Annotated in this window: 24 protein-coding genes and 1 riboswitch; of the genes, 15 read left to right on the top strand and 9 right to left on the bottom strand. The window is 64.3% G+C overall.

Going from position 1 to position 24,742, the window contains the following annotated elements; genetic code table 11:
• Nucleotides 1-213: 213 nt before the first annotated feature.
• Nucleotides 214-1,473, top strand: coding sequence for a KasA/KasB family beta-ketoacyl-ACP synthase (locus MYCSP_RS21755; protein WP_070911727.1), 1,260 nt, complete (start codon nucleotides 214-216; stop codon nucleotides 1,471-1,473).
• A gap of 91 nt (nucleotides 1,474-1,564) precedes the next feature.
• Here MYCSP_RS21755 and MYCSP_RS21760 read toward each other — a convergent pair whose 3' ends face one another.
• Complete coding sequence (locus MYCSP_RS21760) at nucleotides 1,565-2,746, bottom strand: acyl-CoA dehydrogenase family protein (RefSeq protein WP_088415101.1); 1,182 nt, start codon at nucleotides 2,744-2,746, stop codon at nucleotides 1,565-1,567.
• A gap of 136 nt (nucleotides 2,747-2,882) precedes the next feature.
• On the opposite strand from MYCSP_RS21760, the gene MYCSP_RS21765 reads away from it, so the two are divergent.
• From MYCSP_RS21765 to MYCSP_RS21780, 4 genes are read left to right on the top strand one after another with little or no spacing between them, the layout of a single operon-like run.
• Nucleotides 2,883-3,260, top strand: coding sequence for a DUF427 domain-containing protein (locus MYCSP_RS21765; RefSeq protein ID WP_088415103.1), 378 nt, complete (start codon nucleotides 2,883-2,885; stop codon nucleotides 3,258-3,260).
• A gap of 46 nt (nucleotides 3,261-3,306) precedes the next feature.
• Nucleotides 3,307-3,951, top strand: coding sequence for a class I SAM-dependent methyltransferase (locus MYCSP_RS21770; RefSeq protein WP_088415105.1), 645 nt, complete (start codon nucleotides 3,307-3,309; stop codon nucleotides 3,949-3,951).
• A gap of 7 nt (nucleotides 3,952-3,958) precedes the next feature.
• A complete protein-coding gene (locus MYCSP_RS21775; protein ID WP_162266394.1) occupies nucleotides 3,959-4,675 on the top strand; it encodes an alpha/beta fold hydrolase in 717 nt (238 codons plus the stop codon).
• A gap of 11 nt (nucleotides 4,676-4,686) precedes the next feature.
• Complete coding sequence (locus MYCSP_RS21780; protein WP_088415109.1) at nucleotides 4,687-5,874, top strand: MFS transporter; 1,188 nt, start codon at nucleotides 4,687-4,689, stop codon at nucleotides 5,872-5,874.
• Here MYCSP_RS21780 and MYCSP_RS21785 read toward each other — a convergent pair.
• Nucleotides 5,865-7,286: a short-chain fatty acyl-CoA regulator family protein gene (locus MYCSP_RS21785; protein WP_088415111.1), complete on the bottom strand. Its 1,422-nt coding sequence runs from the start codon at nucleotides 7,284-7,286 to the stop codon at nucleotides 5,865-5,867. The genes MYCSP_RS21780 and MYCSP_RS21785 overlap by 10 nt on opposite strands.
• A gap of 118 nt (nucleotides 7,287-7,404) precedes the next feature.
• On the opposite strand from MYCSP_RS21785, the gene prpD reads away from it, so the two are divergent.
• Genes prpD through MYCSP_RS21800 form a run of 3 tightly spaced genes read left to right on the top strand, consistent with a single transcriptional unit; the run spans nucleotide 7,405 to nucleotide 10,969 of the window.
• Nucleotides 7,405-8,931, top strand: coding sequence for a 2-methylcitrate dehydratase PrpD (prpD, locus tag MYCSP_RS21790; RefSeq protein WP_088415703.1), 1,527 nt, complete (start codon nucleotides 7,405-7,407; stop codon nucleotides 8,929-8,931).
• The gene (gene prpB / locus MYCSP_RS21795; RefSeq protein WP_088415113.1) at nucleotides 8,928-9,845 is read left to right on the top strand and encodes a methylisocitrate lyase; all 918 of its coding nucleotides are present in this window, start codon (nucleotides 8,928-8,930) and stop codon (nucleotides 9,843-9,845) included. The genes prpD and prpB overlap by 4 nt, the downstream gene beginning before the upstream one ends.
• Nucleotides 9,842-10,969, top strand: coding sequence for a bifunctional 2-methylcitrate synthase/citrate synthase (locus tag MYCSP_RS21800; RefSeq protein WP_070911719.1), 1,128 nt, complete (start codon nucleotides 9,842-9,844; stop codon nucleotides 10,967-10,969). Before prpB ends, MYCSP_RS21800 begins: the two co-directional genes overlap by 4 nt.
• 66 nt (nucleotides 10,970-11,035) lie before the next feature.
• Here the strand turns inward: MYCSP_RS21800 and MYCSP_RS21805 are convergent, their stop codons facing one another.
• From MYCSP_RS21805 to metE, 3 genes are all read right to left on the bottom strand, one after another.
• Nucleotides 11,036-11,566, bottom strand: coding sequence for a GNAT family N-acetyltransferase (locus MYCSP_RS21805; protein WP_083017595.1), 531 nt, complete (start codon nucleotides 11,564-11,566; stop codon nucleotides 11,036-11,038).
• Between the two features lie 62 nt (nucleotides 11,567-11,628).
• Nucleotides 11,629-12,528: a mycobacterial-type methylenetetrahydrofolate reductase gene (locus tag MYCSP_RS21810; protein WP_162266278.1), complete on the bottom strand. Its 900-nt coding sequence runs from the start codon at nucleotides 12,526-12,528 to the stop codon at nucleotides 11,629-11,631.
• A gap of 110 nt (nucleotides 12,529-12,638) precedes the next feature.
• Nucleotides 12,639-14,909 carry a 5-methyltetrahydropteroyltriglutamate--homocysteine S-methyltransferase gene (gene metE / locus MYCSP_RS21815; protein WP_083017599.1) on the bottom strand — a complete coding sequence of 757 codons (2,271 nt, stop codon included), beginning with the start codon at nucleotides 14,907-14,909 and terminating at the stop codon, nucleotides 12,639-12,641.
• Nucleotides 14,910-15,044: 135 nt separating this feature from the next.
• Nucleotides 15,045-15,271: riboswitch (cobalamin riboswitch) on the bottom strand.
• A gap of 96 nt (nucleotides 15,272-15,367) precedes the next feature.
• On the opposite strand from metE, the gene MYCSP_RS21820 reads away from it, so the two are divergent.
• Both MYCSP_RS21820 and MYCSP_RS21825 read left to right on the top strand, forming a co-directional pair.
• Nucleotides 15,368-15,787, top strand: a complete 420-nt coding sequence (locus MYCSP_RS21820) for a PaaI family thioesterase (protein ID WP_083017601.1) — start codon at nucleotides 15,368-15,370, stop codon at nucleotides 15,785-15,787.
• Nucleotides 15,777-16,367, top strand: coding sequence for a TetR/AcrR family transcriptional regulator (locus MYCSP_RS21825; protein ID WP_083017603.1), 591 nt, complete (start codon nucleotides 15,777-15,779; stop codon nucleotides 16,365-16,367). The genes MYCSP_RS21820 and MYCSP_RS21825 overlap by 11 nt, the downstream gene beginning before the upstream one ends.
• Here the strand turns inward: MYCSP_RS21825 and fadD8 are convergent.
• Nucleotides 16,364-17,953, bottom strand: coding sequence for a fatty-acid--CoA ligase FadD8 (fadD8, locus tag MYCSP_RS21830; protein ID WP_083017605.1), 1,590 nt, complete (start codon nucleotides 17,951-17,953; stop codon nucleotides 16,364-16,366). The genes MYCSP_RS21825 and fadD8 overlap by 4 nt on opposite strands.
• A 151-nt stretch (nucleotides 17,954-18,104) precedes the next feature.
• Here fadD8 and MYCSP_RS23440 point away from each other — a divergent pair, with 151 nt between their 5' ends.
• Nucleotides 18,105-18,437: a hypothetical protein gene (locus tag MYCSP_RS23440; RefSeq protein ID WP_220096199.1), complete on the top strand. Its 333-nt coding sequence runs from the start codon at nucleotides 18,105-18,107 to the stop codon at nucleotides 18,435-18,437.
• On the opposite strand, the gene MYCSP_RS21840 is transcribed toward MYCSP_RS23440, so the two are convergent.
• Nucleotides 18,434-19,561: an LLM class flavin-dependent oxidoreductase gene (locus MYCSP_RS21840; protein WP_088415117.1), complete on the bottom strand. Its 1,128-nt coding sequence runs from the start codon at nucleotides 19,559-19,561 to the stop codon at nucleotides 18,434-18,436. The genes MYCSP_RS23440 and MYCSP_RS21840 overlap by 4 nt on opposite strands.
• A gap of 51 nt (nucleotides 19,562-19,612) precedes the next feature.
• On the opposite strand from MYCSP_RS21840, the gene MYCSP_RS21845 reads away from it, so the two are divergent.
• Nucleotides 19,613-20,278 (top strand): VOC family protein, encoded by a 666-nt coding sequence (locus tag MYCSP_RS21845; protein ID WP_083019491.1) that lies wholly within the window; start codon nucleotides 19,613-19,615, stop codon nucleotides 20,276-20,278.
• Nucleotides 20,279-20,287: 9 nt separating this feature from the next.
• Entirely contained in the window at nucleotides 20,288-21,172 is an 885-nt protein-coding gene (locus MYCSP_RS21850) for an AIM24 family protein (RefSeq protein WP_083019493.1), read from the top strand.
• 7 nt (nucleotides 21,173-21,179) lie between these two features.
• Here the strand turns inward: MYCSP_RS21850 and MYCSP_RS21855 are convergent, their stop codons facing one another.
• Nucleotides 21,180-22,037, bottom strand: coding sequence for a helix-turn-helix domain-containing protein (locus MYCSP_RS21855; protein ID WP_083019495.1), 858 nt, complete (start codon nucleotides 22,035-22,037; stop codon nucleotides 21,180-21,182).
• Nucleotides 22,038-22,129: 92 nt separating this feature from the next.
• On the opposite strand from MYCSP_RS21855, the gene MYCSP_RS21860 reads away from it, so the two are divergent.
• Both MYCSP_RS21860 and MYCSP_RS21865 read left to right on the top strand, forming a co-directional pair.
• Nucleotides 22,130-22,921: an SDR family oxidoreductase gene (locus MYCSP_RS21860; protein ID WP_083019497.1), complete on the top strand. Its 792-nt coding sequence runs from the start codon at nucleotides 22,130-22,132 to the stop codon at nucleotides 22,919-22,921.
• A 12-nt stretch (nucleotides 22,922-22,933) separates the two neighbouring features.
• Complete coding sequence (locus MYCSP_RS21865) at nucleotides 22,934-24,007, top strand: NAD(P)H-dependent amine dehydrogenase family protein (RefSeq protein ID WP_088415119.1); 1,074 nt, start codon at nucleotides 22,934-22,936, stop codon at nucleotides 24,005-24,007.
• A 91-nt stretch (nucleotides 24,008-24,098) separates the two neighbouring features.
• Here MYCSP_RS21865 and MYCSP_RS21870 read toward each other — a convergent pair whose 3' ends face one another.
• Entirely contained in the window at nucleotides 24,099-24,680 is a 582-nt protein-coding gene (locus tag MYCSP_RS21870; RefSeq protein WP_083019501.1) for a TetR/AcrR family transcriptional regulator, read from the bottom strand.
• Between the last annotated feature and the right edge of the window lie 62 nt (nucleotides 24,681-24,742).

The following is a 24,742-nucleotide window of genomic DNA, read 5'->3' on the forward strand; positions in this document are numbered from 1 at the left end:
GGGCATCGACGATCAGGACACACTTAGTCGATTTGTGCAGTTCCTCCACAAATTTCGCATAAGGTTCATGGACGAATCCGCCCGGCTACCTACCCTGACGGAGTTCGCTAGCAGACAACTCACTAAAATTCGGGCTAGCAGATAGCTCAGAGAAGAGTTCGAAAGGGGATAGAACGTGCTTGCCACGTACATGTCCATGGGGGGATGTCGACAGTGACCAAACCATCTACCGCAAATGGCGGCTTTCCGAACATCGTCGTGACCGGCATGGCCATGACGACGTCGATCGCGCCCGACGTCGAGGGCACCTGGAAAGGGCTCCTCAACGGTGAGAGCGGCATTCGTGTACTCGACGACGATTTCGTCGCCCAGTACGACCTACCGGTGAAGATCGGCGGACACCTCAAGGTCCGCGACTTCGACAAGGACATGACGAAGATCGAGCTTCGTCGCCTGTCCTACGTTCAGCGCCTGGCCGCGATCCTGGGCCGTCAGGTCTGGGAGGACGCAGGTGCTCCCGAAGACATCGATCTGGAGCGGCTGACGGTTTCGGTCGGCACCGGCTTGGGCGGCGGCGAGAAGTTGGTCGAGGCCTACGACGAGATGCGCGCCCGGGGCACAAAAGCCGTTTCTCCCCTTACTGTTCAGATGTTCATGCCCAACGGTCCTGCCGCCGTCATCGGCCTGGAGCGCAAGGCACGTGGTGGTGTCATCACCCCGGTTTCGGCGTGTGCCTCCGGTAATGAGGGCATAGCGCATGCCTGGCGTCAGATCGCTTATGGCGATGCCGATATCGCCATCTGCGGTGGTATCGAGGCTGCCATCGAGGCCGCGCCAATCGCCGCGTTCGCCAACATGCGCATCGTGATGTCCACCGACAACGACAACCCCGCAGGGGCGTCGCGGCCGTTCGACAAGAACCGCACCGGCTTCGTGTTCGGCGAGGGCGGCGCACTCATGGTCATCGAGACCGAGGAGCACGCCAAGGCGCGCGGCGCGCGGATCTACGCCCGGCTTCTCGGCGCGGGCATCACCTCGGACGGCTTCCACGTGGTGGCACCGCATCCCGACGGCATCGGCGCGGCCAAGGCCATGAACCGGGCTCTGGAGACCGCCGGGCTCGATGCCAAGGACATCGACCACGTCAACGCGCACGCCACCGCCACCAGCGTCGGTGACGTCGCGGAGGGCAGGGCCATTCACAAGTCCGGTCTGCAGCACGCCGCGGTCTACGCCCCCAAGGGCGCCCTCGGCCACTCCGTGGGCGCGGTCGGTGCCGTCGAGGCCATCATCACGGTGAAGTCGTTGCAGGAGGGCATCATTCCGCCCACCCTCAACTACGAGACACCCGATCCAGAGATCGATCTCGACATCGTCAGCAAGGAACCCCGCAAGGGCGACTACAAGTATGCGATCAACAACTCGTTCGGTTTCGGCGGCCACAACGTGGCCATCGCTCTCGGCAAGTACTGATCCACTGCCCTGTCCCGACACGCCGTCTGGCGGCGGATTCGTATCGCACGATTCCGCCGCTAGGCGGCGTGTCGGCATTCGGCCCTGCTGATTACCGGAACGCCGCGATCCCCGTGAGTGCCTGACCGATCACCAACGTGTGCATCTCGCTGGTGCCTTCGTAGGTCAACACCGATTCCAGGTTGTTGGCATGCCGCATCACCGGGTACTCACCTGAAATACCGTTGGCGCCAAGGATTGTCCTGGCGGTTCTCGCGATCTCGATCGCCTCGCGCACGTTGTTGAGCTTGCCCAGGCTGACCTGAGGCGTGGCGAGCGCGTCCGCGTCCTTACGGCGTCCGAGATGCAATGCCAGCAGCACGCCCTTGCCGTACTCCAGCGCCATGTTGGCCAGTTTCTCCTGGGTCAGCTGGAAGCCTGCGATCGGCCGATCGAACTGTTCACGGGTCTGGGCGTAATCGAGTGCGGTACGCAGACATTCACGCGCGGCACCCATCGAACCGAAGATGATGCCGAAGCGCGCCTCGTTCAAGCACGACAGCGGGGCCTTGAGCCCGATCGCCAACGGCAACCGGTTCTTCTCCGGCACTCGCACATCACTGAGGTTGAGTTCCGCGGTCACGGACGCACGCAGGGACATCTTGGAGCGGATGGTCTGGGCGTTGAATCCCGCCGAATCCGTCGACACCAGGAAGCCACGAACACCGTCATCGGTCTGCGCCCAGATCACCGCGACATCGGCGATCGACCCGTTGGTGATCCACATCTTGGTGCCGTTGATGATCCAGTCGTTGCCATCGCGTCGGGCATGGGTGCGCATGCCACCGGGGTTGGATCCGAAATCGGGTTCGGTCAGGCCGAAACACCCCAGCTCCTCCCCGGTCGCCATCCGCGGTAGCCACTTCTGCTTCTGCGCGTCACTGCCGTACGCGTAGATGGCGTACATCGCCAGCGAGCCCTGCACGCTGACCAGCGAGCGGATTCCCGAGTCGCCCGCCTCCAGCTCCATACATGCCAGTCCGTATGCGAGAGAGGATGTTCCGGAGCAGCCATAACCCTGCAGGTGCATGCCGAGTACACCTACCTTGCCCAGCTCCAGCGCGAGCTTGCGCACCGGCAGGTCACCGTGCTCGTACCACCGTTGAACATTCGGCACCACACGCGCCTGAACCAGCGCACGCACGCTGTTACGGATCGCGCGCTCCTCATCACTGAGCAGTGCGTCGATACCGAACAGTTCGTCGGGGTCGGTTCGGTGAGCGTCGGCAGCCATGTGGCCGACCCTAGCGCCCCTGAGCCGTGTGTCGGCTAGGAACTGAAGCGGTACAGCCGCTCAAGGCCACGGAGACAGGAAAGCCTAGCCATAGTCCCCTCGGTGGCGGATACACAAAAGGCCTACCCTCGGAATCATGTCCACCCCCGACAGGCCGCACCTGGTTCCCGGCCCGGACCATCCGATCGACATCGAACCCGCCGACATCCACGTTGTGGTCACGTCCGGCGACATCACCATCGCCGACACCACCGACGCACTGCGATTGCAGGAGGCCAGCTACCCGCCCGTGTTCTACGTGCCGCCTGCGGCGGTGAACTGGGAGGCACTGCATCGCAGCGATACCCGCACCTACTGTCCCTACAAGGGCGAGGCCTCGTACTACTCCGTGTGTACACCCGAAGGGACGGTCGAGGATGCCGTCTGGACATACGAAGATCCGTATCCCGCGGTCGCCCAAATCATCGGCCATCTGGCGTTCTACCCGGACCGGGTTCACGTGAGCGCACACTGACCCAGCCCGCATAGCGGGGCCGTGATTGCTCGCGTACGTTGTGGCCATGACGACGGTTCAACGGCGAGCTTTCAACGACCAGGTGACGCGGTTCTGGGGCCGCGCCGCCAAGGCATACGACTGGGCACCACTACAACAGTGGGTGTATCGCCCCGCCCAGGACGAGATGATCGCCCAGCTGCGTCTACACGAGTCTCAGCGGGTCGTGGATATCGCCTGCGGCACAGGAATTCTGGCAACGCGCATACAACAGGAGCTCGAACCCGAGCAGGTGCACGGGGTCGACATGTCCCAGGGGATGCTCGCCCAGGCCAAGGCCCGCTCATCCCTCGTCGACTGGGAGTTCGCGCCGGCGGAGAAGCTGCCGTTCGCCGATGGCGCGCTGGATGCCGTGGTGTCGACCTCGGCGTTCCACTTCTTCGACCAGCCCGCAGCGCTCGCCGAGTTCCATCGTGTCCTGGCACCTGGAGGGTTCACCGCAATCACGACGTTCACGCCGGACCGCGCCTCGGCCCCGATCCTGCGCCGGTTCTTCGGTGACCGGGTACCCGCGCACGCGCCGTCGAAGACCGAGATGCGGGAGATGTTCGAAGCCGCCGGCTTCGAGGTCGCCGTGCAACGCCCCGTCCGCCACCCCTTCACTCTCCCCTTCGTGGAGTTCGACCGTCTCACGGTGGGCATCAAACGATGACAAGTGGCTGCTACTGCGTGGCTTGAGCCGCGAGCAGCGCCACTGGGAAAAATTCCCGCAGACCTTCGCCGAATCTCTTGGTGTTCAAGTGGAATGCCTTGACGCCCCCGGATTCGGCACCGAATTCGAGCGCACCTCGCCGGCCTCCATCTCGGCGATCACGGACGACATACGGTCACGGCTCGACCGGCGTGACGAGAATTGGTCGCTGCTGTCCATATCTCTGGGTGGCATGATCGGACTCGATTGGTGCGCAAGATATCCGGACGATTTCGAGCGCGCCGTCATCATCAATTCCAGCACCGCCTCCACTCCCGTGTGGCAACGGTTCCAGCCGTCGTCCGTTCCCAACCTGATCCTCGGACGGTTCCGAGCCGACGCACCCCGTGAGCGCGCGATCCTGGCGCAGACCGCCAACAACCCCGACCTCGATCTCGAAGCGCTCTCCCGGCGCTGGGCGGACTATCTGCAGACACAACGCCCCTCAAGCACCAGCATCGTTCGGCAGATGGCCGCGGCCATCACGTTCAGAATGCCGCGACACATCGACACACCACTGCTGGTGCTCACCTCCAAGCACGATCGGCTCGTGAGTTCTTCGGCGTCCCGCGCGATCGCCGACAGGTTCGGAGTTCCCATCGCGGTGCATCCCACCGCCGGGCACGACCTTCCCCTGGACGACGGCGCATGGATCGCCGAACAGGTAAAGCAGTGGATCGGCTAGATTCGTCTCCTGTGCCACAACGTCTTACGGCCTGGCGATTTGTCACGACCTTCGGCGTGATCAGCATGCTCGCCGACATCGTCTACGAGGGTGCCCGCTCGATCACGGGGCCACTGCTGGCCTCGCTCGGCGCCACCGCCCTGGTCGTCGGGGTGGTCACCGGAATCGGCGAGGCCGCGGCCCTCGCGCTGCGTCTGGTATCGGGCCCCCTGACCGATCGAACCCGCACGTTCTGGGCATGGACCATCGCCGGCTACGCACTGACCGTGGTCACCGTTCCCTTTCTGGGGATGGCCAGCGTGCTGTGGGTGGCCGTCGCCCTGGTGATCACCGAACGCGTGGGTAAGGCGGTACGCAGTCCTGCCAAGGACACCCTGCTATCCCACGCCACGTCAGTCACCGGGCGCGGCAAGGGCTTCGCCGTGCATAAGGCCATGGATCAGCTCGGTGCCATCACCGGCCCGTTGGTGGTTGCCGGGATGCTCGCGTTCACCCATGGGAACTACCGACCTACGTTCGCCGTACTGGCAGTCCCCAGTGCTGCCACGCTTGTCCTGCTGTTCTGGCTACGTCGACGAGTGCCGCATCCCGAGCGGTACGAGGTCACGGAAGAAGCCACCGATATGCCAACGACACGCCAGAAACTCGAACTACCGGTGAAGTTTTGGCTCTACGCGGGATTCTCCGGGCTCACCGTGTCGGGGTTCGCCACCTTCGGCGTGCTGTCATTCCACATGGTCAACCGGGGCGTGCTCGCCCCGGCCGCGGTGCCGTTGGTGTACGCCGTAGCGATGGCCGCCGCTGCCGTGTCAGCTCTTCTCTCGGGTTGGGCATATGACCGGATAGGCCCGAAAACCCTTGCCGTTCTGCCCATTGTCGGGGCGGTGGTACCGATGCTGGCATTCACGGACTCGCTCACCGGTGTCGTGCTCGGAGCGCTGTTGTGGGGCACCGCGGTGGGCATTCAGGATTCCACCCTGCGTGCGGTGGTCGCAGACCTCGTGCCGTCGGGGCGCCGCGCCACCGCTTACGGGGCGTACGCGGCGGTACTGGGCACGGCCACCGCGATAGGTGGCGCGCTGACCGGGTACCTGTATGGCGTGTCGATTCCCATGCTGGTCGCGGTGGTCGGTGTGATCCAGTTGGTCGCGTTGATCGCCGCCGCGCCGACGGTGCTGCGGTACACCGATCAGGTGTAGGGCAGCCGGCTGCTGGCATCCTCATCGACGTGAACGCTGCGCCCGATATAGGGAAATGCACGCTGGGCACATGATTCGCGCACGCACACCTTGCAGCCGGGGCCGATAGGCACCGCGGTCGACGGATCGTCGATCGCGATTCCCGTCGAATACACCAACCGATGGGCGTGGGCGATGTCGCATCCCAAGCCGATCGCGAACGACTTCGGTGTGCTGAGAAACCCGCCGGTCGCGGTCGACGTCGTCCTGGCGATCCAGAAGTACAGGCGACCATCCGGCATTTCGGCGACCTGCGTCACGAATTGACCGGGTTGCGAGAAGGCGTTGTGAATCACCCACAGCGGGCAGTTTCCACCCACCCGCGAGAAGTGAAATGCCGTGGCCGACTGCCTCTTCGAGATGTTTCCGGCTCGATCCGTGCGGACGAGGATGAACGGCACACCTCGGCTCGACGGTCGTTGCAACGTCGACAAGCGATGACATACCGTCTCGAACCCCACCTCGTAACGACGGGCCAGAATGTCCATGTCGTAGCGCACCGCCTCGGCATCGCGGTGGAACTGTTGATACGGCAACAGAAACGCGCCCGCAAAGTAGTTGGCCAACCCGATACGCGCGACGCCGACAGCTTCCGGGCTGAGTTGCTCGGCACCGGAAAGGATCGCCGCCATGGTCTCCGTCTGCGTCAACAGCGCCAGTTGGGTGGCCATCTGGAAGGCACGCTGTCCGGGCGTGAGCCAATGCGCGATGCGCAATACCCCGGTCTCGTGATCGAAGCGACGCTTCGACGAATCCGACAGTGCCCCAACCTTGTCCACAGTAACCGTGATGCCGTGGTCCTGTTTCAACACGGCGGCCAACTGGACGTCGAGCCCACCGATGTGCAGTCCATAGCGCTCGAAGAGATCCTCGGCCGCGGTGTCGAGCTCACCCAGGTAATTCTTGTGATCGTAGAAGAAGTCTCGAACCTCTTCGAATGGCATGGGGCGCAGCGGTTCTCGTATCGATTCGCCGATAGTCGCCGCATTCTCGGTGGCGCGATAGCTCTCCAACTCCGCAGTGGTGTCCCGGAGTCTGCGATGCATACCGACCAGCGTCTGCCCGACCGACGGCATCCGGGCGACCAGCTCCTCGAGCTGCAGATCGCTGATCTCCCCCACCGCCGCCTCGGTGAAGATCTCGCCGAGGTCCGCCACCAGCCGGGCGTCGGAGTCCGGCGAGAAGTAATGCGGTGAGAGATCGAACCGTTCGGTGAGCCGCAGCAGGACCGCAACCGTCACCGGCCGCGCGTCGTTCTCCAGCTGGTTCACGTAACTGGTCGACAGGTCCAGAACACGTGCGAGCGCCGCTTGCGTCAGGCCGCGCTCCTCGCGCAACCTCCGCAACCGCGCACCGGCGAACGGTCTGGACATGACGTGAGGATAACCCCCACAGTGTTCGCAATGTTTGCAAGATGTGCGAAGTAAGGATACAGAAATACACATTTACATGGTCTTTTGATCTATCGAGCACGTGCGTAATGTGCGGATCATGCACGTTCACTCCGTACGCACCCGCCGTAGCGCCGACGAGTTCCCCCGCGATCAACACCTCGCCTGGAAGATCGCCGAGGTTGCTGCCGACCCCGTCACCGTTCCTGCCGACACCGCGGCGATGGTCATCAACCGGATCATCGACAACGCCGCCGTCAGCGCCGCCTCGGTCATCCGGCGTCCCGTCACCGTCGCACGCCGTCAGGCGCAGGCGCACGCGGCATCCTCCGGCGGGCTTACCGGTGGGCCGGGCGCCAACGTCTTCGGTGTCAGCGGCGGTTACTCAGCCGAGTGGGCCGCCTGGGCCAACGGCGTCGCGGTACGCGAGCTGGACTTCCACGACACGTTCCTGGCCGCCGACTACTCGCACCCCGGCGACAACATCCCGCCGCTGGTCGCGGTGGCCCAACAGCTCGGCATCGGCGGCAACGACCTGATCCGCGGCCTGGCCACCGCCTACGAAACCCAGATCAACCTCACCCGTGGAATCTGCCTGCACGAGCACAAGATTGACCACGTTGCTCACCTCGGCCCCTCGGTGGCCGCCGGTCTGGGCACCATGCTGAAGCTGGACACCGAAACCATCTACCAGGCCATCGGCCAGGCGCTGCACCTCACGACGGCGACCCGCCAGTCCCGCAAGGGGCTGATCTCCAGCTGGAAGGCCTATGCGCCCGCGTGGGCCGGCAAGGTCGCCATCGAGGCAGTCGACCGTGCGATGCGGGGCGAGGGTGCGCCGTCGCCGATCTGGGAGGGCGAAGACGGCGTGATCGCCTGGCTGCTCGGCGGACCCGAGAAGCTCTACGAAGTGCCGCTGCCCGGCCCCGGCGAGGAAAAGCGCGCCATCCTGGACAGCTACACCAAGGAACACTCTGCCGAATACCAGAGCCAGGCGCCCATTGACCTGGCCCGCAGGATGCGCGAGCGCATCGGCGATCTCGACCAGATCGCCACCATCGTTCTGCACACCAGCCACCACACGCACGTGGTCATCGGTACCGGCTCGAACGATCCGCAAAAGTTCGATCCGGATGCCTCACGCGAAACGCTGGATCACTCGGTGATGTACATCTTCGCCGTCGCACTGGAGGACGGCATCTGGCATCACGAGCGGTCCTACGCACCCGAGCGCGCGCACCGCTCCGAGACCATCGAGCTCTGGAACAAGATCAGCACCGTCGAGGATCCGGAGTGGACCCGGCGTTATCACTCGACGAAGCCCGAGGAAAAGGCCTTCGGCTGTAAGGCGGTGGTGACCCTCAAGAACGGCGAGGTGATCACCGACGAACTCGCGATCGCCGACGCACACCCGCTCGGGGCACGGCCGTTCGCGCGCGAGAACTACATCGACAAGTTCACAGTGCTCTCCGACGGCGTCATCGACCAGCGTGAGCAGGATCGATTCCTCTCCGTGGCACAGGGACTGGCCGACCTGAAGGCCGGATCGCTCGGTGCGCTCAACCCGCTCGTGGATGCCGTTGTCCTGGACAAGGCGCCGACGACCCCGGAGGGGATCTTCAAATGAGTTCACTTCTTGCCTCTGCCACCGACGCGGCCACAAAACGCGCCGCGTTCCGTCAGGGCTTGTCGTCCGGTGAGCTGTTGCGCCTCCCCGGCGCCTTCTCGCCTTTGGTGGCCAAGCTGATTCAAGAAATCGGCTTCGAGGGTGTCTACGTATCCGGTGCGGTGCTGTCCGCGGATCTGGCGCTGCCCGATATCGGGCTGACCACCCTCACCGAGGTATCCGCCCGGGGCCGGCAGATCGCGTCGGTCACCGACCTACCCACCCTGATCGACGCCGACACCGGCTTTGGCGAGCCGATGAGTGCCGCCCGCACGGTAACCGTTCTCGAAGATGCCGGCCTGTCCGGATGCCACTTCGAGGATCAGGTCAATCCGAAGCGATGCGGGCATCTCGACGGTAAGGCCGTCGTGGAGCCCGCCGAGATGGTCCGACGGTTGCGCGCGGCGGTTTCGGCTCGGCGCGACCCCGATTTCGTGATCTGCGCCCGCACCGATGCGGCGGGCATCGAGGGGTTGCCCGCGGCCATAGACCGCGCCAAGGCCTATGCCGACGCGGGCGCAGATCTGATTTTCACCGAGGCACTCAGCAATATCGGCGAGTTCGAGAAGTTCCGTGCCGCAGTGGATGTCCCGCTACTCGCCAATATGACGGAGTTCGGCAAGTCGGACCTGGTGACTGCCGAACAACTGCGCGAGGTCGGGTACAACGTGGTCATCTATCCCGTGACCACCCTGCGGCTGGCGATGTTCGCCGTCGAGCAGGGCCTGCGTGAAATCGATTCGGCCGGAACACAGTCTGGTCTGCTGAATCAGATGCAGCACCGCAGCCGCCTCTACGAGCTGCTGCGCTACTCCGAATACAACCAGTTCGACACCGAGATCTTCAACTTCAGTCTCACCGGAGGTCCCCAATGAGCGCAGCGACTATTCCTCAAGCAATCCACAAAGGACTTGCCGGCGTCGTGGTGGACACCACCGCTATTTCGAAGGTCGTGCCGGAAACGAATTCGCTGACCTACCGTGGATATCCGGTCCAGGATCTGGCCGCCCGCTGCAGCTTTGAGCAGGTCGCCTATCTGCTGTGGCACGGCGAGTTGCCCAACGACGGCGAGCTGGCGCTGTTCTCGCAGCGGGAACGGGCCCAGCGTCGCTTGGACCGCTCGCTGATGTCCCTACTGGCCAAGTTGCCCGAAACCTGCCATCCCATGGACGTGGTGCGCACCGCCATCAGCTACCTGGGTGCCGAGGATCCGTCCGAGGACGACAGCACACCAGATGCCAACTACGCCAAGTCACTCCGCATGTTCGCGGTGCTGCCGACCATCGTCGCTGCCGACATGCGCCGTCGTCGTGGGCTGGACCCGATTCAGCCGCACAGCCACCTGGGCTACTCGGCGAACTTCCTGCGGATGTGCTTCGGCGAAGTGCCGGATCCCGTCATCGTGAAGGCATTCGAGCAGTCCATGATCCTCTACGCCGAGCACAGCTTCAACGCCTCCACCTTCGCCGCCCGCGTGGTGACCTCGACCCAGTCCGACATCTACAGCGCGGTTACCGCGGCGATCGGTGCACTCAAGGGCTCCCTGCACGGCGGTGCCAACGAAGCCGTCATGCACGACATGATCGAGATCGGCGATGCCGCCAAGGCAGCGGAATGGCTGCAGGGCAAGCGGTCCCGTAAAGAGAAGGTCATGGGATTCGGCCACCGCGTGTACAAGAACGGCGACTCCCGAGTGCCTACCATGCGTGCCGCCCTTGAGGAAGTCGCGCAGGCTCGCGATGGCAGCCAGTGGCTGGAGATTTACAAGGTTCTCGAATCCGAGATGAACGCGGCAACAGGCATCAAGCCCAACCTGGACTTCCCCACCGGACCGGCCTACTACCTCATGGGATTCGATATCCCGTGCTTCACACCGATTTTCGTGATGAGCCGGATCACCGGCTGGACCGCACACATCATGGAGCAGGCGGCCGCGAACGCACTGATCCGGCCGCTGAGTGAATACTCCGGGAAGCCCCAGCGGACGCTGGCATCCTAGCCCGGACCCGCGAGTGTGCGGTTTGTGTCGATAGATCAGCAGTTTTCGACACAAACCGCACACTCATCACTCGGGACGTGAAAGTAGCCCGCCCACCCACCAGTCCCTGGGCTCGCCCGCCTGGTAGGCCCGTCGTCGAAGCAGCCCCTCCAGCTCGAACCCGACGGCCTCGGCCACGGCGCGCGAGCCGTCGTTGCCGACGACGGCCCACCATTCGATCCGGTGGATGTCTAGCTCGTCAAATCCCCACTGGCACAAGCGGCGAGCAGCCTCGACCGTGAGGCCCTTACGGCGATGTGCCGGGGCAGCCCAGTAACCGAGATCCACCACACCGCGCTCCATGCGCTTGAGTACACAGGTCCCGGCGAGTTCACCCGATGTGGCCAGGTAGAAGCCCAGTCCGTACTGCACGTCCTGTGCCCATCCATCCGCCGACGCCGTGACAAACCGTCGAGCGTCCTCGGCCGTGTACGGCGAAGGCAACGGAACGAATTGCGCGATCAACGGGTCGTTGCACGCCTCGGCCAGAGCTCCTTCATCGGCCGCTGTCACGCACCGCAACACCAGCCGCTCCGTCTGCAACTCAACGGGTTCCATGCGACGAGTCTTAAGCGACACTGTCGCACAGTCAACGGAAATTCCCGGCGACCGCGCCGTTCTCAGGAAGTCCGGCGTGGTGGCGACCAGTACGCGAGCATCTCCGCGAAGGTCTCGAAGGCGGGCCGCGCCAAACCGTACGGCGCCTCGAAATGAATGCTCAACGCGAAGCCCAGGTCCGCGACCCCGTCGATGACGCGTTTGTAGAGGTCGACGAGCTGTGGCCGCCGCGCATCGGGTTCGCAGGCAGACAGCGACTTGACGAAGGCCTGTTCGCGCGCAACGGCCTCGTTTCCGGGGTCCTGGATCAACCAATCGATCAGTCCGACCTTCGACTCCAACTTGGGCACGAAACCGAACGAAAGCAGCACCTCGGGCCGGTAATCGCTGGTGTACGCGAAGTCCCGCAGGAAACCCACCACAGCATCGGAGTACAGCAGCTGGGTCATGGCGAAGGTGGCGCCCTTGTCGCACTTGAACGAAAAGCGGCCCTGCTCCCCGCCGCGAGTGGGAATCAGGATCACACCCCGGTTCTCGACGATGTCATCGAACTTCGACAACGCGTCGGTCGGCGGGATACCGGCGCCGTCACCGTCACTCATGGTGCGCGGCACACCCACGAAAATCACGCCGTCCATTCCGGCACCGGTGAGATCGGTCAGCCGGCCCCGCAGCGATGTCTCATCCGAGAACGAGGTGACCTGCGTGCACAGTCCCCGCATCGTGGGCAGCTCCGATCGGATGATCGACCAATAGTCGACGACATCCAGCTTGGGCTTCATCTCCAGCGGCCGGTCGCCGTCCTCGGCGATCATCGAGGGGATCATGACGTGCTCGATACGGCCCTCGATCCCGAACTCGGCCGAGAACCGCAACAGCTTTTGCAGCTCTTCCGATGCTCGCTCGTGGCCGCCATCGACGTTGGGAGGCACCAACTCCAACGCAACGGTATTCATCGACACCAGGTACCTCCGATTTGGCAAAGAACTGGATAGCTAATGGTTTATACACCAATCAATTTCGTTGACGGGCAGTCCCCCACATACTGAGACTGCCCGTCAACAATCCTGACCTATGCGCCCGCACGAACTTCGGTCGCGGCGGCAACCAGGTTGGCCAGCGAGGCGGTCACCTCGTCAACCTTCCGGGTCTTCAGGCCGCAGTCGGGGTTCACCCAGAGACGCTGCGCCGGAACCGCCTGCAGTGCCTCCCGCAGCGAGCTTGCCATCTCCGCTGCCGACGGCACCCGTGGCGAGTGGATGTCGTACACCCCCGGACCGACGCTGTTGGAGAAGCCGATCGCGTTGAGGTCATCGAGCACCTCCATATGCGAGCGGGCCGCCTCGATGGACGTGACATCGGCATCCAGATCGGCAATCGCACCGATCACTTCGCCGAACTCCGAATAGCACAGGTGTGTGTGGATCTGCGTCGCATCGGACACCCCCGACGTGGAGAGCCGGAACGCACCGACCGCCCAGTCCAAGTACGCAGGCTTGTCGACCGAACGCAGTGGCAGCAGCTCGCGCAGCGCGGGCTCGTCCACCTGGATGATCGCGATGCCGGCGTTCTGCAGATCCACCGTCTCGTCCCGGATCGCCAGCGCGATCTGGTTGGCGGTGTCTGCCAATGGTTGATCGTCACGCACGAATGACCACGCCAGAATGGTCACCGGGCCGGTCAGCATGCCCTTGACGTACTTGGGGGTCAGCGACTGCGCATAGGTGGCCCACTCGACGGTCATCGAGTTCTGCCGTGCCACATCGCCGTACAGGATCGGCGGACGCACGCACCGGCTGCCGTAGGACTGCACCCAACCGTTCTGGGTAGCGAAGAATCCGTCGAGTTGTTCGGCGAAGTACTGCACCATGTCATTGCGCTCGGGCTCACCGTGCACCAGCACGTCCAATCCCAACTTCTCCTGCAGCGCAATGACATCGGCCACCTCGGCACGCATCCGGCGCACGTATTCGGCATCGTCGATCTCACCCTTGGTCAGCGCCTGACGAGCCTTACGGATCTCGACGGTCTGCGGGAACGACCCGATGGTCGTGGTCGGCAATTTCGGCAGCTTCAGCCGCTCATCCTGGCTACGCCGGCGATCGGCGGCATCACCGCGTGAAACACCAGAGGCCAGAATGGAATCCAATCGGGCCCGAATCTGGCCGTTGTTCAGACGTGGGTCGGTCTTACGAGATTCGACGGCGGCGTTCGACGCCGCGAACTCGGCTGCGACGGCGTCACGGCCCTCACTCAGCGCCCGTGCCAGCACCACGACTTCCTTGACCTTTTCGTCGGCAAAGGCCAGCCAGCTGCGCAGCTGATCGTCGAGTTCGGTCTCCGGTTCCAGCGAGTAGGGCACATGCAGCGTCGAGCAGGAGGTGGACACTGCCACCGAACCCGCACTACCCAGCAGGGTCCCGAGGGTGCCCAGTGCCGACTCGAGGTTGGTACGCCAGATGTTTCGCCCATCCACAACACCTGCCACCACGGTCTTTCCGGACAGCTCAGGCACCGAGGCCACGTTCGAGGCAGACCCGTAGACCAGGTCCACCGCGATCGCCTCGATCGGAGTGCGCGCCAGCGCGGGCAGGGCCGCACCCAGATCACCGAAATAGGTAGCCACCAAGATCTGGGGACGATCGGCAACCGTGCCCAAACGGCCGTACACGCGCTCGGCCAGCTCCGGGCCATTCGGCAGGATGTCGGTGACCAGCACGGGCTCGTCGATCTGAACCCATCCGACGCCTGCCTCCGCCAGCTGCACCAGCAGCTGCTCGTATAGTGATACCACTTCGTCGAGTCGCTCGACGGGTGCGCCGGCACCATCCACCGACTTGCTCAACGCAAGAAAGGTGATAGGTCCGACGACCACCGGTCGTGCCGGAACATCTAGTGCCTGAGCCTCTTTCAGCTCACCGAACAGCTTCGCCGGGTTGAGCGTGAACTGTGTGTCCGGCCCGATCTCCGGCACCAGATAGTGGTAGTTGGTGTCGAACCATTTGGTCATTTCCAGCGGTGTGGCGTCGTCATTGCCGCGCGCGGCAGCAAAGTAGCGATCGAGGTCATCTGCAATGCCCGCGACGCGGGGCGGCAACGCCCCCAAAAGCACCGCGGTGTCCAACACCTGGTCGTAGTAGGAAAACGTGTTCACGGGAACGGAATCCAGCCCAGCTGCGGCCAACGCGGTCCAGTTGTCGCGCCGAAGCCCGGCGGCGACCTTCTCCAGTTCCTCACGGCTGGTGCGCCCGGCCCAGTAGCTTTCGGTAGCCCGTTTGAGCTCACGACGCGGGCCGATGCGCGCCGAACCGAGCGTGGTTGCCTTCAATGGTTGAGTGGTCATGCTGTCCTCTGTCTACGGCGTGGTGGCCACCGCCCAGGACAAGCAAGCCGAGCCCGAATAGCCAGCACACGCTGTGCTGGCTATAACCGATTCGGCCATACGCCCATTCCGCGAGGCGATGATCCGCCGGATGCGGCGCATCCGACACAACTGGCAGGTCTTCGGACTTGCAGGCATTACCCGGGCTCAGGTTTTCCTACGGGCCGTCGCTTCCCAGGCTTCCTCGGCGATTGACCGAGTGCATACCCCAGTGCATAAGACGGCGATCGTTCCTGCATACCGCTGCGGGACAGTCCCGGATTCTCACCGGGTTCCCTCTCGCGACGATCCCCGTAGGGTCCGCCACTCGATGCTGGTAACGGCCTCGGACGAACCTGGGTCACCACCAGCAGACCAGCTGCGCCTTACATCATATGCACGCTCGCCCATCCAGTTATTAGCGACTATTCTCTAATAATATGATCACCCTTGAACAGGCACAACAGGTTCTCGATGCGCAACCATTCAGCCGCCTGCTGGGAGCGTCGATCACGCGGGTCGACCCGTCCGGAATCCAGATCGCCCTCGACATCCGCGACGAACTCCGTCAGCAGAGCGGACTCGTCCACGGCGGGGTTCTGAGCTATCTCGCCGACAACGCCATCACCTACGCCTGCGGCCTGGGGTTGGGCGCGGACATCGTGACGAGCGGATACACCATCGAGTACGTGGCTCCGGCCCGCGACGGCTCCCGGCTGCTCGCCGACGCCTGCCTGGTCAGTGCCGGGCGCACCAAGGCCCTCGGACGCTGCGAGATCTCCATCGAGGATCACGGCGGAAACACCAAGCTGGTCGCGGTCGCGCAGGGCACGAGCATGGTGCGGCGCCATGGGGCGTAAACCGCAGTACAGCCCCGACGACATCCTGGACGCGGCGCTGAGCCTGGTGGCCTTGCGCGGACCTTCGGCCGCCACCGCCACCGCGATCGGGCGAGCCCTCGGCGCCCCCTCGGGCTCGATCTATCACCGATTCGCGAGCCGCGACGAGCTGATGGCCCGGCTTTGGCTGCGTTCCATCGCGCGCTATCAGGACGGCATACTCGCGGCACTGGCTCTGCCCGATTCCGACGACGCCCTCGCCGCGGCGATCGACCATGCCTTTGATTGGACAGCAACGAACCGCAACGAAGCGTTGCTGCTACTGCAGTACGAGAAAGCCGATTTGGTCGCACACTGGCCCGACACCCTTGCCACTGAGCTCACCTCACTGAATTCGCGGGTGCGAAAGGCGCTGCGCGAGTTCGCGAAAAGACGGTACGGAACGACGGCACCCGAATCCCTCGACAAGGTCATGTTCGCGTTGATCGACATGCCCTACGCAGCCGTGCGCCGCCATCTGCCCGACAAGGGCGAGCCCGCGCCGTGGCTGCGTCGGTTCATCCACACCAGCGCCCGCGGCCTGCTGGCGGCAAAGGGCTAGACCGTGGCGTACTTCTGCCGCAGGGCCTTTTTGTCCGGCTTGCCCAGTGCGGTCAACGGCAGTGACTCGGCGATGATCACGTGCTTGGGTGACTGCACCGAGCCCTTGCGCTCCTTCACCGCGGCCTGGATCTCAGAGGTCATCAACGACACGGCGGCCTCATCGGATGCCGCCTCGGCACGCAGCACCACGATCGCCGTCACCGCCTCGCCCCATTTCTCGTCCGGCACGCCGATGACTCCGACCTGGGCCACCGAAGGATGCTCGGCGACAACATCTTCCACCTCACGCGGGAACACGTTGAAACCACCGGTGACGATCATGTCCTTGGTGCGATCCACGATGAACCAAAAACCGTCTTCATCCTCGCGGGCAATATCGCCTGTGCGCAGCCAGCCGTTCTTGAACGTATCGGCGGTCTGCTCAGGCAGTTCCCAATAGCCGCCCGCCACCAGCGGCCCCGCCACGCAGATCTCGCCGGGCTCGCCCTGCTTCACCGGCTGGTCGTTTTCGTCGAGCAGCGCAGTGCGCAGGAACGCTGAGGGCCGACCGCAGCTGGAGAGCCGCTTCGCGTCGTGATCGCCCTTGGCCAGGTAGCTGATCACCATGGGCGCCTCGGACTGGCCGAAGTACTGCGCGAAGATCGGCCCGAAACGCTCGATGGCCTCCGCCAAACGCACCGGGTTGATGGCCGAGGCGCCGTAGTAGACGGTCTGCAGCGAGGATAGGTCGCGAGTGTGCGAATCCGGATGGTCCATCAACGCATAGATCATCGAGGGCACCAGCATGGTCGCGGTGATCTTGTGCTCCTCGATCGCGGCCAGCACCGCGCCCGCGTCGAACTTGGGCAGTACCACCATCGACCCGCCCTTCATCAGGGTCGGCATGAAAAACGCGGCACCGGCATGCGAAAGCGGGGTACACATCAGGAATTTGGGGCGCTCCGGCCACTCCCACTCGGCCAGCTGAATCTGCGTCATGGTGAGAATGGACTGCGACGTTCCGATGACGCCCTTGGGTTTACCCGTCGTCCCACCCGTGTAGGTCAAACCGTTGATGTGGTCCGGCGACAGGTTGATCGGCACCAGCGGCCGGGCATCGAAGCGTGCGGCCGCGGCGACGAGGTCGTGGCCCACCTTTGCCAACTCCGTCGGCACCGGGCCGAGCGTCAGTACGCGAGTCAACGTCGGCACCTTCTCCACCAAGGCCGCGGCGCGCTCCACGAATTGCGGGGTGGGGTCGATGACGAGCGTGGTGATCTTGGCATCGGCCAGTACGTACGCATGGTCGTCCAGTGAACCGAGCGGGTGCAGCGCGGTACGTCGGGTCCCCAGCAGCTGACCGGCGCCGATCACCAGCAGCACCTCCGGGCGGTTGAGTGCCAGCATCCCCTGCCCATCGGTGGGGTCGGGCACCAGCGCGGTGAAGGCCTGGATGTACTTGCTGATCTCATCGGCCATTTGCGCGCCGGTCAAGGTCACGTCGCCGAGCACCAACGCGGGGGCACTCGCGTTCCGCTTGAGGGCGGAAACCAGCAGGTGCCCGGAGTTGATGGACCCGTGCAACGGGTCAAATGGATCAGGCATCGCGCTCCTTGGGTGAATAGTCGCCGATCAGGCACTTCGCTCGACGTTAGAACATGTTCTAGTTTTGGGCAAGGAGGGGCGGCCCGGCCGCCGTCCAGCGGCCTCAACCGATCTCATGAGAAACACAAAACAGGCTTGCTAGCCTCGGTACATGCTCAAGTCAACGGCTACCAGCGCACTGTGCACCGCGTTGATGATGTTTGCCACCGCTTTCGCGAGTGCCGACCCGGCAGACCCCGACCCCTTCAACCCCGCTGATTGCATCGGCAATGCCAACGCCGTCTGCAATGTCGGCCCCTATGGCCCGAACAGCATGTCGAATCCGGCCAACCCCGCCAGCCCGATGAACCCGAACAACCCGGCCAACCCGGCCAGCCCCATGAACCCGAACAACCCCGCGAACCCGGCCAGCCCCATGAACCCGAACAACCCCGCGAACCCGGCCAGCCCCATGAACCCGATGAATCAACCGGGCCACATCTAGACAGGTTGTTTCTCCGCCGTGGCCCCTCCGGGCGCGGTGAATCCCTTGGCCCGCTGCGTATCCTGCGGACCCCACAGGGTGGACTTGACCTCCGCCCGCACCAGCGGAACAACCTCTTCGGCGAAACGTCGCAGGGTGTCTTGCTGCTCCGCGAAATCGGCCTCGGGGCTCAACGAGATCGATTGAAAGTCATGCCCGAACGCGTCATGCCACTCGATGATCTTTTCCGCCACACGTTCGGGCGAACCGGCAAGCACCGGCCCGCGATCTGCCGCGTCCTCAATGGACTCGAACGACGGAAACTTGCCGACGGCCTTCGGATGGTCCTTGAGCTTGGCCATCTGCGCCAGACGGGCCTCGTAGATGGGGCGGTACTGCGCGATCGCCTGTTCGGTCGTGTCCGCCAGGTACAGCCCACCCGAGCCGGCCCCCACATAAAGCCGTGCCGGGTCGTGTCCGTTCTGTGCGTACAGCTCGCGATACCGGTCGATGAGGACCTGGTAATTCTCCTTCGGCTGCAACGCATTTGCGGTAACGATCGGGTCACCCCACTTGGCTGCGAGTTCGACCGCGAAGGTCGAGGTCGCCGACCCGTGCCAGATCCGGAACGGGCCGTCGAAGGGACGGGGCAGCGTGGTCGCATCGGTAAGCGGATGCCGGTGCCTACCGGTCCACTCGACGTGCTCCTCGCGCAACAGTCGGCGTAGCAGCTCGTAGTTCTCCTGCAGGTATTCGTACTGCTTGGCGATGTCGAGTCCCATCAGCGGGTACTGACGATCCTCATTGCCCTTCCCGATGACGATCTCAAGCCGGCCCCTGCTCAGCTGGTCGATGGTGGCGAAATCCTCCGCCGCACGCACCGGGTCCAGCAGGGACAACACCGTCACACCGGTGGACAGCAGGATGCGATCGGTCGCCGCGGCCACCGCCCCCAAGAGCACCGTCGGCGCCGAGGACAGCACATCTCCCGCGTGCCGTTCCCCCACCGCGAAGGAGTCAAAACCCAGACTCTCCGCCAGCACCGCGGTCTCGACCACGCGGTTCAGCCGGTCCGCGGCCGGCGCCAGCGCCCCCGTTGCGGGGTTTGGCAGGTGGAAGACAATGTCGAGAAGCTGGAAACGCATACCGCCAGTATGCCTAAACGGACCCCGGTCCGGCAGGGAGGAAATGCTCTGATGATCACCGAACTGGACTCGGTGCTTCTGGACATCCCGAATCTCGCTGACGCAAAGGACGCCTACTCGCGACTGTTCGGGACGTCGACCCCACATCCACAGCTGCAGCTCGGGCTCCCCGAATGGGCCCCGTACCCCGGGATGCTCTTTCGTGTCGAAAACCAAGCGTCCGCGGCCAAGATCGTCGATCGCCGTGGTCTGACGCTTACAGCTCACGCAGACCTCGCGGCCGGACAGGCGGACGGCCTCACCCTGGGGCTGACCGAACGAACAGCGGCACCGAGTCAGTCAGGGGGCGACAGCGGTCACATCGATCATCTGGTGCTGTTCTCCCCCAATCGCGACAGGATCATCGCGACGTTGTGCGGACGGCTCGGCTTCGACCTGCGCTTGGACCGCGTGCAGTCCTGGGGCGTGCACCAATTGTTCTTCCGGTGCGCGGGCCTGGTGGTCGAGGTCGTGCTGCGCGACGAGGACCCCGCCGGTCCGGACTCGCTATGGGGAATCGCTTGGCGGACAGAGAACATCGACGCCACTCACGCCCGCCTGCAGCAGGCTGGTGTCGCGCTCAGCGATATCCGCAATGGCCACAAACCGGGAACGAGGGTCGCGACCGTCAAAGATCCGGCGCTGGCAGTGCCCACAATCCTGATCGAACAACGCTAGCTTGGAGTCATGACGACTCCGAATCCCGGCAGCTGGCAACCAGACCCCGACGGACGCTTCGAATTCCGTTGGCACGACGGACACCGCTGGACGGACCAAGTCGCGCACCAGGGCACGGTCAGCACGGCCCCGCTGGGAGGTGCGGCGGCGGCCGAGCCGCAGCGCACGCCACAGGTCTCAGCGGCACAGCCGGCAGCGCAGGCTCAGCCCGTGGGCGACCAATTCTCCGGTATCAGTGGAGATTTGGTGGACGGTCGGTTCAGCGAGAATGAAGCCAAACCGATCTCCAACCAGAACGCGAAGCTGTTGCGCGTTCGCCTCGGGGAACCGTTCCTGGCACGCCAAGGATCGATGGTGGCGTACCAGGGCAACGTCGACTTCGCCTTCGAGGGCGGCGGGGCAGCCAAGTTCCTGAAGAAGGCGCTGACCGGTGAGGGCCTGCCGCTCATGCGCTGTTCGGGCCAGGGCGACGTTTTCCTGGCCGAGCGCGCCTTCGACGTGCACCTGCTGAATCTGAACAACGCGGGCCTGTCCATCAGTGGCAAGAATGTGCTGGCCTTTTCCTCGGGCCTGAACTGGAACATCGAGCGGGTCAAGGGCGCCAGCATGGTGACGGGCGGCCTGTTCAACACCACATTGCGCGGAACCGGTTGGGTGGCGCTGACCACCGACGGACCTCCGGTGGTGCTCAATGCGGCCGAGGCGCCGACATTCGCCGATACCAACGCGGTGGTGGCCTGGTCGGCCAACCTTCAGACTCAGCTCAAGACGAGCTTCAAGGCCGGCGCCCTCATCGGCCGGGGTTCGGGCGAGGCCCTTCAGGTTTCGTTCCAGGGCCAGGGCTTCGTCATCGTGCAACCGTCCGAGGGCATCCCTGTCGTCACGGCCGGCTAGCTCGCCGTCATTCCGTCAGCAGCCCGGAAAGCTCTCCAGCGCCCCGCGTGACCGTCGCGATCAGCGCTTCCCGCTCTGCACGGGTCGCTCGGGGCAGCAACGGGCCCAGCTGAAGTTCGTAGTTCGCGTCGGCACCCTCGAATATCGGTGCCGCCAGATAGCTGATGGGCAGCACGTCATCGGAAGTTAGTTCGTCACGCGAATAGGGACGTGAAGTCAGACGGGACAGCTGCCGCAGCAGCCGCTCGCGCAACGACGCCTCCATCACCTCCGAACCCACGGAACCGAGCAGGTCCGACAGCAGGTCGACCATTCCGGTGTCGTCGTGGTCTGGACGGTAGATCACGTATCCGCAGTCGAAAACCTGCTGCACGAGTCGTTGGCCCGAACGCGCGCTCAATCCTCGTGCGGTATCGAGCCACTGCGAGCGCTCCTCGTCCGGACGCCACGGCATGACTGCCGACCCCGCGGGAAACGCCAGCGGGATGGTCTGGCCTACTGCGAAGCCGGCAACGGCCCTGCGGCCGGCCTGCGCCTTGGCGACGATGGTCAACGTCTTCGGGCTGATACGGCTGACCGTCGCTCCCGCTTGCGCCTCATCGGCGATTCGGGCCAGCGCCTCCTGAACTTCCCGGGGCATGGTGGCCTCGACCGCGCGGGGCAATGCCGAACCGATCCGATACCGAAGCTCGTCGTCACGGGTCACCCAACCCGCGGTCTCCAGCTCGCTCACCACCGCGGTCGCCGTGGCGCGAGAAATGCCGGTGGTCGCGGCGATCTCACTGACGGATTTGGGTTGTGTTGTGGCAGCGAGCATTTCGACGATCTGCACGACACGAGCCGTCGGTGGTGAACTGGCCGGCATGGGCACTCCCCTCTTGCGTGATGCACAGCCCAGGTCTAGAGTGCATCGACTATTCGCCCCAAGATAGTCGAATATTCGACACGGAGGAAGACGTGATCCTGGACCGATTCAGACTCGACGGCAATGTCGCCGTCGTCACGGGCGCCGGCCGCGGACTTGGTGCGGCGATCGCGGAGGCCTTCGCCCAGGCGGGCGCCGACGTGTTGATCGCCTCGCGTACCGAGTCGCAACTGCAAGAAATCGCCGAGAAGGTGCAGGCCGTGGGACGCCAGGCCGAGATCGTCGTGGCCGACCTGTCCGACACGGAAGCATCGGCCTCCCTGGCGCAAAAGGCGGTTGACCGTTTCGGACGACTCGACATCGTCGTCAACAACGTGGGCGGCACGATGCCGAAGCCCTTCTTGGACACCACCAACGAGGACCTGGCCGAGGCATTCTCCTTCAATGTCCTCAACGGGCACGCACTGCTGCGCACGGCCGTGCCACACCTACTCAAGTCCGACAACGCGTCGGTCATCAACATCACCTCAACCATGGGACGGCTGCCGGGACGTGCCTTCCTGGGCTACTGCACCGCAAAGGGCGCGCTGGCCCACTACACACGCACGGCCGCAATGGATCTGAGCCCACGTATCCGCGTCAACGGCATCGCGCCCGGCTCCATCCTCACCTCAGCACTCGAAGTGGTCGCGGGCAATGACGAGGTGCGCGGAACTCTGGAGAAGAACACGCCTCTGCACCGGCTGGGAGATCCGACAGATATCGCAGCGGCCGCCGTCTATCTGGCATCACCGGCAGGCAGCTTTCTGACCGGCAAGGTGCTCGAGGTCGACGGCGGACTCATCGCGCCCAATCTCGACATCCCGCTACCCGACCTCGCCTAGAAGGGACCTGAGTTGACAAAGACACGTGTAGCCGTTTGGGGCACAGGCAATGTCGGGCAGCATGCGCTCGCCGGAGTGATCACCGATCCGAACATGGAGCTCGTCGGGACATGGGTCTCGGGAGCCGACAAACAAGGAAGAGACGCCGGAGAGCTGGCCGGGCTCGACGTCACCACCGGGGTCACCGCGACCACCGATGCCGCCGCGATCCTGGCGCTCAAGCCCGACTGCGTGGTGTACACGGCCATGACCGACAACCGGCTGATGGAGGCGATCGAGGACCTGCGCTCGATCCTGGCCGCCGGCATCAACGTCGCCGCCAGCGCACCGGTGTTCCTGCAGTACCCCTGGGGTGTGCTGCCAGAGAACATGCTGGAACCCATTGAAACGGCAGCGCAAGAGGGAAATTCATCGATATTTATCGGCGGCATCGATCCCGGGTTCGCCAACGACCTGCTACCGCTGGCGCTCATGGGCACCTGCCAACGGATCGACCAGGTGCGCTGCATTGAAATCGTCGACTACGCCACCTACGACAGCGCCACAGTCATGTTCGATGTCATGGGTTTCGGTAAGCCGATGGACGAAACACCCATCCTGCTGCAACCGGGAGTTCTCTCCCTGGCCTGGGGCTCGGTGGTACGCCAGCTTGCCGCGGGCCTCGGGGTCGAGTTGGACGAAGTCACCGAGACGTACGAAAAGCTCCCCGCGCCCGAGGACTTCGAGATCTCGTCGGGGCACATCCCTGCCGGGACCATGGCCGCGTTGCACTTCGAGGTGCGCGGCATCAAGGACGGCAAGGTGGTGACAGTCCTGGAACACTTCACCCGCCTGCGCGAGGATCTGGCCCCGGACTGGCCGCAACCGGCACACGCGGACGGCACCTATCGAGTCGAAATCACCGGCGAGCCCAGCTACATCCTGGACCTCGGCTCATTCAGCGCGCGGGGCGATCACAACTACGCCAACCTGATCGCGACGGCAATGCGCGTGGTCAACGCGGTCCCGGCCGTCGTGGCGGCCGATTCCGGCATCCGCACCACCCTGGATCTACCGCTGATCACCGGCAAGGGTCGCGCGGGCTAGAGCCATGGCTTAATCACCTCGCCGAGATGACATCGACGCCGGGGAATTCCGCAATTCACCCGCATAGATGTCATTTCGGCGGGAGTGCGGGTCAGGCCTGCGGCGTGGTGCCCGCCGGAACGTACAGCCGAACGAGCTCCGCGAGCCGATGGCCGACATCGTCGAGGGTGTCGGTCGACTGGGCGGCGATCGACATGATGACGGCGCCCTCGATGGCGGCGATCATGGTCCTGGCCAGTGAGCGCGCGTTGTCGGCATCCACCCCGTAGCGCGCCAGCCGGTCGGTGAGAATCGCCTGCCAGCTCTGGAACGCGTCCGCGGCTACCGCGGCGGCCTCGGGCGCCTCGGTCCGGCCCAGCACCGCCGCCACGATGGGACATCCCGCTTCCATCTCTGTCTCGGCGAGTTGAGCCTTCCAGAGCTCGATGAACAGCTGGATGCCGCGAGCGGGATCGATGTCGTCACCGGCGGCCTTGATGATGGACGTGAGTTCGTTCCCCGCGAGCCGAGTTGCCTCGGCGACGAGTTCCTGCTTTCCGCCCGGGAAGTTCAGGTAGATGGTGCGACGTGAGACGCCGCTGTCTTCCAACAGTGCGTTGAGTCCGGTTCCGGCCACACCCCTGCGCCTCACCAGGCCCGTCACGCTGGCGATCAAGGTGTCCCGTGCCGACATTGCGTACTGCCCTCCAAAACGTGTCAGGTGTTAACTATACCGCTCAGTCTACCTACACGTCC

This window comes from Mycobacteroides saopaulense (genome assembly GCF_001456355.1).
Classification (GTDB): domain Bacteria; phylum Actinomycetota; class Actinomycetes; order Mycobacteriales; family Mycobacteriaceae; genus Mycobacterium; species Mycobacterium saopaulense.

Bases quoted from the DNA above. Each gene is read 5' to 3' on its own strand.
- MYCSP_RS21820 (WP_083017601.1), top strand. From the start codon at position 15,368: ATGATCACCCTTGAACAGGCACAACAGGTTCTCGATGCGCAACCATTC.
- MYCSP_RS21825 (WP_083017603.1), top strand. From the start codon at position 15,777: ATGGGGCGTAAACCGCAGTACAGCCCCGACGACATCCTGGACGCGGCG.
- MYCSP_RS21785 (WP_088415111.1), bottom strand. From the start codon at position 7,286: ATGTCCAGACCGTTCGCCGGTGCGCGGTTGCGGAGGTTGCGCGAGGAG.
- MYCSP_RS21770 (WP_088415105.1), top strand. From the start codon at position 3,307: ATGACGACGGTTCAACGGCGAGCTTTCAACGACCAGGTGACGCGGTTC.
- MYCSP_RS21870 (WP_083019501.1), bottom strand. From the start codon at position 24,680: ATGTCGGCACGGGACACCTTGATCGCCAGCGTGACGGGCCTGGTGAGG.
- MYCSP_RS21845 (WP_083019491.1), top strand. From the start codon at position 19,613: ATGATCACCGAACTGGACTCGGTGCTTCTGGACATCCCGAATCTCGCT.
- MYCSP_RS21850 (WP_083019493.1), top strand. From the start codon at position 20,288: ATGACGACTCCGAATCCCGGCAGCTGGCAACCAGACCCCGACGGACGC.
- MYCSP_RS21855 (WP_083019495.1), bottom strand. From the start codon at position 22,037: ATGCCGGCCAGTTCACCACCGACGGCTCGTGTCGTGCAGATCGTCGAA.
- MYCSP_RS21765 (WP_088415103.1), top strand. From the start codon at position 2,883: ATGTCCACCCCCGACAGGCCGCACCTGGTTCCCGGCCCGGACCATCCG.
- fadD8 (WP_083017605.1), bottom strand. From the start codon at position 17,953: ATGCCTGATCCATTTGACCCGTTGCACGGGTCCATCAACTCCGGGCAC.
- MYCSP_RS21805 (WP_083017595.1), bottom strand. From the start codon at position 11,566: ATGGAACCCGTTGAGTTGCAGACGGAGCGGCTGGTGTTGCGGTGCGTG.
- prpB (WP_088415113.1), top strand. From the start codon at position 8,928: ATGAGTTCACTTCTTGCCTCTGCCACCGACGCGGCCACAAAACGCGCC.
- MYCSP_RS21840 (WP_088415117.1), bottom strand. From the start codon at position 19,561: ATGCGTTTCCAGCTTCTCGACATTGTCTTCCACCTGCCAAACCCCGCA.
- prpD (WP_088415703.1), top strand. From the start codon at position 7,405: ATGCACGTTCACTCCGTACGCACCCGCCGTAGCGCCGACGAGTTCCCC.
- MYCSP_RS21760 (WP_088415101.1), bottom strand. From the start codon at position 2,746: ATGGCTGCCGACGCTCACCGAACCGACCCCGACGAACTGTTCGGTATC.
- MYCSP_RS23440 (WP_220096199.1), top strand. From the start codon at position 18,105: ATGCTCAAGTCAACGGCTACCAGCGCACTGTGCACCGCGTTGATGATG.
- metE (WP_083017599.1), bottom strand. From the start codon at position 14,909: ATGACCACTCAACCATTGAAGGCAACCACGCTCGGTTCGGCGCGCATC.
- MYCSP_RS21800 (WP_070911719.1), top strand. From the start codon at position 9,842: ATGAGCGCAGCGACTATTCCTCAAGCAATCCACAAAGGACTTGCCGGC.